Annotated in this window: 7 protein-coding genes; 2 read left to right on the forward strand and 5 right to left on the reverse strand. The window is 33.5% G+C overall.

What is annotated here, in order from left to right; all coding sequences use genetic code 11:
* Positions 1-501: 501 nt before the first annotated feature.
* On the reverse strand, positions 502-1,089 hold the full coding sequence (locus EKM64_RS11065) for a site-specific integrase (RefSeq protein WP_075168830.1): 588 nt from the start codon (positions 1,087-1,089) through the stop codon (positions 502-504).
* Between the two features lie 103 nt (positions 1,090-1,192).
* Between EKM64_RS11065 and EKM64_RS11070 the strand changes: the two genes are divergently transcribed.
* The gene (locus EKM64_RS11070) at positions 1,193-1,471 is read left to right on the forward strand and encodes a plasmid mobilization protein (RefSeq protein ID WP_102196637.1); all 279 of its coding nucleotides are present in this window, start codon (positions 1,193-1,195) and stop codon (positions 1,469-1,471) included.
* Complete coding sequence (locus EKM64_RS11075; RefSeq protein WP_003572735.1) at positions 1,461-1,763, forward strand: type II toxin-antitoxin system YafQ family toxin; 303 nt, start codon at positions 1,461-1,463, stop codon at positions 1,761-1,763. The genes EKM64_RS11070 and EKM64_RS11075 overlap by 11 nt, the downstream gene beginning before the upstream one ends.
* A 152-nt stretch (positions 1,764-1,915) precedes the next feature.
* On the opposite strand, the gene EKM64_RS11080 is transcribed toward EKM64_RS11075, so the two are convergent.
* Genes EKM64_RS11080 through EKM64_RS11095 form a run of 4 tightly spaced genes read right to left on the reverse strand, consistent with a single transcriptional unit; the run spans position 1,916 to position 8,011 of the window.
* On the reverse strand, positions 1,916-2,842 hold the full coding sequence (locus EKM64_RS11080) for an abortive infection family protein (RefSeq protein ID WP_125678523.1): 927 nt from the start codon (positions 2,840-2,842) through the stop codon (positions 1,916-1,918).
* A gap of 20 nt (positions 2,843-2,862) precedes the next feature.
* The gene (locus EKM64_RS11085) at positions 2,863-5,472 is read right to left on the reverse strand and encodes a DEAD/DEAH box helicase family protein (protein WP_125678526.1); all 2,610 of its coding nucleotides are present in this window, start codon (positions 5,470-5,472) and stop codon (positions 2,863-2,865) included.
* A gap of 4 nt (positions 5,473-5,476) precedes the next feature.
* Positions 5,477-7,429 carry a site-specific DNA-methyltransferase gene (locus EKM64_RS11090; RefSeq protein ID WP_125678528.1) on the reverse strand — a complete coding sequence of 651 codons (1,953 nt, stop codon included), beginning with the start codon at positions 7,427-7,429 and terminating at the stop codon, positions 5,477-5,479.
* Between the two features lie 21 nt (positions 7,430-7,450).
* Positions 7,451-8,011, reverse strand: a complete 561-nt coding sequence (locus EKM64_RS11095; RefSeq protein ID WP_125678530.1) for a DUF536 domain-containing protein — start codon at positions 8,009-8,011, stop codon at positions 7,451-7,453.
* Positions 8,012-8,204: the final 193 nt, after the last annotated feature.

Genomic DNA, 8,204 nt, shown 5'->3' on the forward strand with positions numbered 1-8,204 from the left:
ATCATACAAGTTCTTTTTAATCTCGTCGGGTTTATTGACGGAAGCCTCAAATAATTCTTGAATATCAACTTGCCAAGAATCAGCAAGCATTTTATCAATTGGTTTTAATACTTTCTTTTCGTCCAGCTTAATTACTCCTAACATCAAAATAATGATTTCAGTTTAGATACAAAGTTCTTACAGTTAGTTATTCAAATTGTGTTGCCAAGTTTATGAAGATTCTCTGCATAAAGCAATTAAAAAAATTTGGTTGAAAGCAGCGGGATATGCAACAATTTTTAGCATTTAAAGCATAACAAAATCAGTTAAGTGTAAGCATAAATTAAATTAAGAATACATTCCATTCAACAACGGCAAAAATTGATTTTGTGGTTATCAGCAGACCGAGTGAAACGAGGTCAATGCGCACTTACACATAGAATTTATTCTATGTTGTGCTAGACTCATTAAAAACCTGTCTCAGAAGTTGCCTTCGGCAACAACTAAAAACTCAAAAAAAAACTAACCAAAATCAATTTGATCTAACATACTTTCGGTACTTGCTTGGTCTAATCCTAAATAAGCTAAAGTCATGGCTTCACTTGAATGATTTAATAAGTGCATGACTAGGCCAATATTGTAATTTGATTGCGTGTAAACACGATAAGCCCCAGTTTTGCGCATCGTATGAGTACCTAGATAATTAATTCCTAATAGATCGCCAACCTTACTCATAATTTTGTAGAACTGTTTTTCAGTAATATGGCGTTCTGGGTGTTGAATTGAAGGAAAGAGCCATTCAGAATCCAGCTTATGGTCAAGCAGCCATTGACGGTACAATAAGAGCTCTGTTTGAACAGGCTTAAGGTACAAGGTATTAGGTTTACCAGTTTTTCGGTCATGAATAAACGCATTTTGTTTAATAGAACCGTCCGGATTAAAAATATCGGCCTGTTTTAAGCCCATAACGTCACTCACTCGCAGTAGCGTCGCTTTACCAACTTGAAAAATCGTATAGTTACGTCGGCCAGCTTTAAAGTTATTGAGTAACGTATCTTGGACCTCTTTAAGAACGTTTGAATCTTTGATGGGTAAGACAACTTGTCGCATAAGCTGTTAGTTCCTTTACTTTAAAATTAATTTAGTTGCAGAAAACCTAAAAATCGAATATTATAATGTAGTACGATGGTAAACTTAAAGGAGGCGGATTAGAATGAGTAATACTATTATTAAAAATAAGACAATTTCAACTCGTGTAACACCTGAAATTAGTGAACGGGCTAAAGCTAATCTAGCAAAACAAGGGCTAACCGTTTCTGAGTATATACGCTTATCGTTAGTTAAAGCGGCCAATAATGAAGTTCGATTAGTCAGCTTTTTAGATTCTCCGGAAGCCTTAGCCGCTAAAAAAGAAGCAGAAACAGGGCAGGTCAAAAATATTGGTTCATTGACTGACTTTGAAGATTGGATCGATAAGTTAGATGCAAATTAAACAGACCAAATCTTTTGAACGTGAATTAAAAAAACTAGTCAAAAAACATTTTCCAATAACTGTCTTGAAACCTTGTTTAAAAGCAATTGTTGAACAAGATGTACTTGTTTTGAAACAGATTAAAGATCATGCATTAAAAGGAAATTGGCGTGGCTATCGTGAATTTCACCCTGCCAGATATGGAAACTATGGTAAAAATTATGACAACTGGATTGTTATTTATCAGCTAGATCATGATGAATTGATTTTGTTATTGGTTGCAACTGGCTCCCATGAAATCTTGAATCAATAGCTATAATTTAGGGGCACTTATAAAAGAATAACTTAAAATAGCCCCCAATATCTACATTATAGATATTGGGGGCTATTCTTTCAGTGTTTTTGAGGGGTTATTTGTTAATTATAGACCCTAAAAACTGAATCAAAAAACTTTAAATTTCATTATTAGGATGTTTTTGTAATATTAACACTATTTTTTCCTTTTCTTCCATCCACTCTTAGATAGTATACAGAAATATTAACGGCAGAGTTTAAAATTAGTTCAGCTTCAGCCTCATTGATTTTCACCCTATTAGAGCTACCATGGGAATCGCTATTAATATTTCGCATGGTAGTTATAGAATCAACGATTTTATTAAGACCACTAATTAGAGAAGAAACATTTCTATCCCACCTATTGTCAGGTTTCATGCCCAATGTTTTATTAACTAGAGATCTATAATGACCAATATCTCCATTTTCTTTAAAATCGATCTGATGCTTACGTAATATTGCTATGAATACTGTTTCAATTATTGTTCTAGATTTAGTTACTACGCTGTCTAAATCATTATTTAATAAATCTTCTTTAGCATTGTTGAGAATTTTTTTGACATAACCAATATTCATGATTTCGGCAGGGTCAACAAGTACTTTGGGGGTTGCTTTAGAATCAATAATGACTATTTTATCATTGAGAACAATTAAATTTTTATCGGATACTGATAGTTCTAAGTTTATCTTATTAATTAAATCTGTCCTCAATACACTAGCAATCGCTTTATTGTTTTGTTCTGATTCTTCTACTATTTCTTCTACTTTTGTGTATTTCGGTTTAGCATTGATATTTCCATCAATCACTTCTCTAACAGCAGAAGTAATGTTCATTTCAAACAGATAGTAGTAAAAGAAATCACTAGTTTTCCCATTTTCATGTAACGAAAAAAGTATTGATTGTAAAATTTGCCAGCGACTACCTCCCTCGTAACTTACTCCAAATTTTATTCCTATATCTTGAATTTCAGATCCAGTCATATAGGGGAATATGTCTCCTTGTATAAGTAAATCTATAATAGCTCTTTGATTTAAAATTGAATAACTTTCATCTTCCAATATACAATCACCTCACAATACTACGGTAAATTTTCTATTTCTTGCTCAACATTTCTGCCATCGTTGTAAGTAAAGAATTTAACACCATAAAGCTTAACTTGATCATTCTCACCAACAAGTTCAATATTTTCAGGACGAATACTTTCTAAGAGTTCTTGTTTCCACTGATCCTGATCAAGCAATTGGGGTCCCTTAGGCTCAATATAAATTTGATAACAAAAATCTTTATTCTGTAAATAGAGGATAAAATCAGGCATGAAACCGGCATAATGAGTTGTCTGACCTTTAAATTGATGTAGCTTGAAATTAGTATTGCGTTCATCATTTCTAAATAAATAAATTTGACTATATTTTTGACTTAATCGGTCAACAAAAGCGCCGATTAAGTCAACTAAAGACTTCTCCAGCTTATCAACAATGGCTTCTTCAAAAACAAACCAAGGTTTATTTTTCATTGAGTAGGGTAAGATCATTTCACTGACTGATTTATTAAAATGTTTGGCAACTTTCTTTTGGTAGTCCCTAATCAAGGATTTTATAGGAACTGGAATAAAGCGCTTAGTACCGCGTTGTCTTTGATAGTTATTAATAATCTGTTTTTGAACAAAAGTTAAATATTGTTCAACTGCTTTAAGTTGCTGCTTACGATTTAAGGCTGGTGAACCATTGCTGACACGAGCATACAAACGAATATTTCCCAACCAATTATCAGCTGTCATAAATTCATTTAAAGAATTCAAAGTAGGAATATATTGCTTCAGAGAGTTAAACCGATAGAACTTATTACGTGAGAAGGCTTTTTTAACTAAGATTACGGCATCTCGAAACTTAAACAAAAATCTAGTTTCTGTTAAAGGATCTTTCTCAATAGCAACAGCATTATAATTTGTTTCCCAAGTGCTCTCTACCAAATTGACTTCAGCCATTGTGGTGGTATTAACCCCATAACGGTCAAGACAATTAAATTCTTTATCTGGTACAGGTTCAACTTCGTTGTAGTAAAGATTACCTTGTTGATAAACTTTAGAGTTTTTAAAGGCCCGTTTAACATTAGTTTCAAAAACATCAAAATCACTATCATCTTCAACGGGTAGGTCCATCTTATCAAGTGACTTCTTAAGGTTATCTAGGTACTTAGGATCATTGATAGTGTGGTAATAAAGACTCTCTAATAACTGATATTTAGGATTCTGGTTGTCAAAACGACGTGTATAAGAGTTTTCGCCTTGATAAACAAAAGGATTGTAGCGTGCTCCTCGACCAATCAACTGAGCTTCACTGTTTGTTTGGTTCAAGGTAGTGGATTGTTCACCAATCCGCACAATATCATAAAGGTTTAAAACGTCCCAGCCCTCACTTAACTTAGCGACGGCAAAAATAACCCGAAAGGGATTATCAGAACTTTCCAAGGTATTTAGATTATGCAAGTCATTTAAATCGCCTAAGATTCCTTCTTTGGCACTATCGTTAACATTAATAGTATTCATAGCCTGAAAGTCACGTTTTAATTCAACAATTGCAGTACCCAAATCTTGCGATAACCAGTAATCATAAGCTTGTTTCAATGCTTGACTATGGCTAGTGTTTTGTTGATGTTTAAGAAAATCGGTTAGGTCCGTTATATTCAACTGTGAGATCATGCTTAAAAAAGTTGTTCGAGCATCTTTAGAAACCGCAATTTTATTAGACTTAAACAAGATTACCGGTTTAAAGTCAGGTATTTTTAATTCATTGGCAATTCGCTTACGATACTGGCTAAGCAAAACAGCATTCAGCATTTTGTTCTCATCGTCGTTATTTGCTTGTAATCGATATACCCGTTTAGAATATCCTTGGTGAATAAAACGGCTTAAATCGTATCTATAAACAATCTTTTGACGATATTTTTGATAAATCGCTTCATTTTGTAAATCTAGAGTTGCAGTAAACTCGAATTGACGATTATGTTTATTAGCTTGACGAATACGATCCAGGACATATTCCCAGGAACGTTCTTTTTGGTCCTCTTTACTTTTAGTACCAGCAGAAAAATGATGCGCTTCATCAGCTAGAATAATCAACTTCTGTTTCTCTAAATCGCCATAAGTTAAGCCGTTTTCCCGTGGTGTATTTAACTCATTAGCTAAAGTTTGGATAGTTGTTAATCTTAAATAGATTACACCATTCTCTGGTGTACTAGGAAACCGAGTTACTGAGCGAAGCTCGATTCTTTGACCGTGGATAGTTAAAGGTTGGGAAAAAAGATATTTAGGTGAAGCAGTATTTAATAAATTGTCATAAGTCTTAGCCACCACAGCATTTGTATTTACCACAAAAAGAAAGTTATGATAAGTAAATTCAGTATACAAATACAAGATCAGGGCAGCTAAAACGTCTGTTTTTCCACTACCAGTGGCCATATTAAAAAGTAATTGATTATATTGGTAATCAGCTAATGGTTGTCGTTGTGTCCAGTCTAGATTAACTAAAGCTTGATTTTGGTAAGGTCGTAATTGGTGCTTTAAATTACCTTTAATATATTCTGGGATAATAAAGGGCTTTTCATTACTAAGAAGATCAATCTTACGTTTGTTTTCCAATAAATCGACCAGTGGGAGTTCAATTTTGCGCATAACTTTTTTTTTAGCCATTAGTTTAGTCCCTCTTTCCATAGAAGCTTTGATTAAATTGATAATCCTTATCGGAAATCAGGTCACAGACATCGGCATCATCAATATTATTGAAGTTGTAGTAAAGTTGATTCTTATCCAATAATTTAACTAATAACTGCTTTTGTTCTTCAAAAGGCAAAGTTTTACGTTCTGCATCATTTTCATATTTATCAAGATCCACTCGAAAGTCGAAATCTGCTCCCACTTTCATGCGTTTATATACAGCATTTAATTCATTTATATCTTTAGCCGCTAGCAGATCTTTTAAGTAGCCTTGATTCTTTTCCATCAACTCTGCATAAACAAAGGAACCGCCACCTTGCCAGTTGACCTCCTTAGAAATACCACCTTGTTCTCCCGCGATAACTTTTTGGAGACGTGGGACTGAAACAGTATTAATATAATCCATTTGTTCAATACCAATAAAATGTCGATGCATTTTCATTGCTACCGCTTGGGTAGTTGCAGAGCCCATATGAAAATCTAATACAGTATCACCAGTATTTGAGCCTATCTCAATAATTGTCTTGAGTAAGTTTTCTGGTTTTGGAAAGCTGAATACCTTACCATCAAATAACTTTTGAAGTTCCTCCGTACCACGACGATTGGAATACTTAGCATCTTGGAGAATAGTCCGCGGAATTTGTTTTTTAGGTCGCATTTTTTGGGCAATTCTAAACGATCCATCTGATTTCTGTTGACCAACTAGCTCGGTTTCACCAAGTTCTTGTCCCTTATTTCTTCCCCAACGCCAAACAAACTGAGTATCATCCGTTTTAGATTTCGGTGGAAATACTTCAATTGTATGTAAAGTATCTTTCTTAACTGAAACAGACCTATAACCCTTTTCATCTTCGCGTTCTGAAATATAAAATGGATAATAAAGATTTGGGCGATTATCTTTACTAAATGCTGAATTACTGTTAAATAATGGGTGCAAGTAGAACTTACTAATTTCATCCTGCAGCTTAAACTTATCTTCAGAAACATCCAAAGTATTAGTCTTTACCATATCAATATTTTTCGCGTACACGTGAATATAGTCATGTGTTTGTGCAAAAGATCCGTAATCTCGACCATTAGGTGTAGAAACATTTATCATGGTTCCTAGATACGAGTTTTCGAATACCTCATCCATTAGTACTTTCAACTCAGCAAACTCATTACGATCAATGCTAACAAATATTACACCATCGTCCGTCAGTAGTTCCTTGGACACTTCAAGTCTATTTTTCATAAACGTCAACCAAGTAGATTCATTGAATTTGTCATTGTATGCAAACGAATCGGACCCAGTGTTATATGGTGGGTCTATATATATCATGTTTATTTTATTGGAGTACTTTTTCTTTAAACTATACAAGGCAATCAAATTATTCCCCTTAATAATTAAATTATCTTGATCAGAATAACTAGATGCGTTATGTTCACCGTTTTGATCATACTTTTTAGCATTAACAAATATTTTAGGCTCTAATAGCTCATCAATTTCAGGTTTAGCAATGATTTCGTTTAAAAATGGTTCATCAGCAGATTCATCTTTATCCAGATCTTCTTTAGTCATACCAGCTTTTAAAACAGTATCTTTAAAGGGAAAATCCAAAACAACATCAGCAGATTCATCAATAAATTTTCCATTAGCTGTTAAACCAATTTTATTTGTATATTTGGTGTAACTGTTTTCCCAAAATTCTTTATATTCAAACATTTCAATAAATTGATTGAGTCTAAATACTTCAGTGTCAGCAATTTTTTCTACATAATTTTTATGTATTAAAGGATCTTTAAATAGCTTTGTCATCAATTCACGGTCAAATTTATCCAAGTCATTAATTACATTATTTCGTTTCAGAGAACCCTTACTAGTTAAATACTTGTTTCCAAACTCTCCTAAAATACTTTTGACTTGAGACATTATCTTAGGTTCTATTTCCATTCTTAATCCACCCTTTAATTTTTACCAAAAATGCCACCAACTCTTATTGACTTTATTTTTATGTATTCTTTTTTTCTTTTCATCGACAATATGACTTTGATCTTGCTTGTCGTTTTCAGCATTGTCATGAATGGCATTAATACTATTCGACAAGGTATCGTCCTTGTCGTTTGATTGTTGCTGTTGAGTTGCACTAGAAGGTTCAAGCAATCCACTCAATTTCCGAATGTGCTCTTTTAATCGATGGTTTTCTGTTACCGTTGCTATCTGTAATTTTTGTTGCTGGTCTAAGGCTTGTTGTAAATTTGCAATTTGTTGATCTTTAACATCAAGTTGTTTCAGCAAGATGTGATCAATCTTGTCAATCTTGTCGTTTTTATCTTGCTGATTTGGTTGTCGGTCTTGCCGTTTTTGCTTGCCAAAGTTAGCAAGCATTTTAACGCCTTGATTGTCTATTTCTAGATGGTTTTTGACTTTATAAGTGTGTTTACTTCGAAAGCCATTAATGCTATTAATACGTTGATTAATAGCTTGTTTTGATAATTTTAATTCTTCTGAGAGTTGTCGAATAGTCTTGCCCAATAGTTTCACCACCTAATTAATCCGCCTTAAATTATAAGTTAAAAACGACAATAACACCAATCGACAAGCAAAGCTTAAACTTGGTTGTCGATTGGTGTTATTGTCGTTTTTTAAACTAGGTATCAATCTTCAAGCTAAACTATAATTGATTTGGTTCTGGTTGTTGCCACCAATGAATGTTGCTTTAACAGCA

The organism is Companilactobacillus keshanensis (genome assembly GCF_003946205.1).
GTDB classification, from domain to species: Bacteria; Bacillota; Bacilli; order Lactobacillales; family Lactobacillaceae; genus Companilactobacillus; species Companilactobacillus keshanensis.

Bases quoted from the DNA above. Each gene is read 5' to 3' on its own strand.
- EKM64_RS11070 (WP_102196637.1), top strand. From the start codon at position 1,193: ATGAGTAATACTATTATTAAAAATAAGACAATTTCAACTCGTGTAACA.
- EKM64_RS11090 (WP_125678528.1), bottom strand. From the start codon at position 7,429: ATGGAAATAGAACCTAAGATAATGTCTCAAGTCAAAAGTATTTTAGGA.
- EKM64_RS11065 (WP_075168830.1), bottom strand. From the start codon at position 1,089: ATGCGACAAGTTGTCTTACCCATCAAAGATTCAAACGTTCTTAAAGAG.
- EKM64_RS11085 (WP_125678526.1), bottom strand. From the start codon at position 5,472: ATGGCTAAAAAAAAAGTTATGCGCAAAATTGAACTCCCACTGGTCGAT.
- EKM64_RS11075 (WP_003572735.1), top strand. From the start codon at position 1,461: ATGCAAATTAAACAGACCAAATCTTTTGAACGTGAATTAAAAAAACTA.